This window comes from Oleiphilus sp. HI0043 (assembly GCF_001634935.1).
Genome location: NZ_LWEY01001732.1, coordinates 1 through 1,150, shown reverse-complemented (window position 1 = coordinate 1,150; position 1,150 = coordinate 1). Strand labels below are relative to the sequence as shown.

Here is a 1,150-nt window from a genome sequence, read left to right as displayed (position 1 = left end):
CAGAATCTTGTCGTTATAAATAAATGTTTTGACCAAGGGGTACTTGGTTTTTAGTGAAACAATCGTACCTATAGCAATGATCAATGGTATGCTGGCTTCTTTGATTGCAATATATTTTGCATCGAGTTCCAATAGGCCAATGCCGCTGGTGAGTAGAATGCTAATAAAGCCTAACGCTGGGATGAATCCGAATTTTCGCTCTTTGATGAACTGGTAAATACCAAAGAGTAGTGGGAAGGAAAGGCCAAAAATTAGTGCGTATACAGGTCCCAGGCTATCATCGCCGCTCAGATATTTTAGAATAACGGTAGGTAAAATAACGCAGATTGCGAGCTCAAGTAACAAATGACTGGTTTGCTGTTTTTGTGCAGGCTTCTTTGGCTGTGTTGAGGTGTCGATAGTATTTTCGCTCATAAGGTGATTGCGTTGTTCCGTATTAAAAGGTTGTACAAATAGTACGTGAATAAGCTTACAGGTTGGTGATTATATGTGGAAACTGTGAAGGTTCAAACTTACCATCTTTACATAACATGCTTTTATTAAACCTGAATGACACCAACCTTAGATAATCGTGGAGAGTTATGAACCGTTCGCCAATAGATTTACATTGCCATAGCCTGTCATCGGATGGCAGTTTGAGCCCTACAGAGCTTATTCAAAGGGCTGCGGCAAATGGTGTGAAACTCTTGTCTCTAACTGACCACGATACCGTCGCCGGTCAGCAAGAAGCTTTTGACGCAGCAAATGTTGAAGGGATTTCAATGGTGCCCGGAATCGAGCTTTCATGTGTTTGGGGAAACTTTACCATCCACGTTCTTGCCTACAACTATGACTTGAATTCGGGCTTGATGCAGGAAATTGAAGCAAAGCAGTTACAGTCACGTCATCAACGCGCAGAGCTAATTGCAGAAAAACTAGAAAAAAAAGGCTTTCCAGGCCTGTTAGATGCTGCTCGGGCTTTGACTCAGTCAGGGATCCCTGGCCGACCTCATTTTGCACAGGCGATGATTGACCTAGCTTATGTTAGCGATCATAACGAAGCCTTTAAAAAGTATCTGGGTGCGGGGAAGGTTGGCGATGTAAAAAGTTTATGGCCAGAGCTAAAAGACATGGTAAATAGTATTGTTAACGCAAAGGGGAGTGCTGTCGT

The 1,150-nt window shown here is 42.7% G+C and carries 2 protein-coding genes; one reads left to right on the top strand and one right to left on the bottom strand.

Going from position 1 to position 1,150, the window contains the following annotated elements:
• The coding region (locus A3729_RS26405) for a VC0807 family protein (protein ID WP_304439765.1) at positions 1-414 on the bottom strand (414 nt) is incomplete at its 3' end.
• Positions 415-581: 167 nt separating this feature from the next.
• Here A3729_RS26405 and A3729_RS26400 point away from each other — a divergent pair.
• Positions 582-1,150, top strand: a 569-nt coding sequence (locus tag A3729_RS26400; RefSeq protein WP_068634452.1) for a PHP domain-containing protein, incomplete at its 3' end; no start/stop codon positions are given.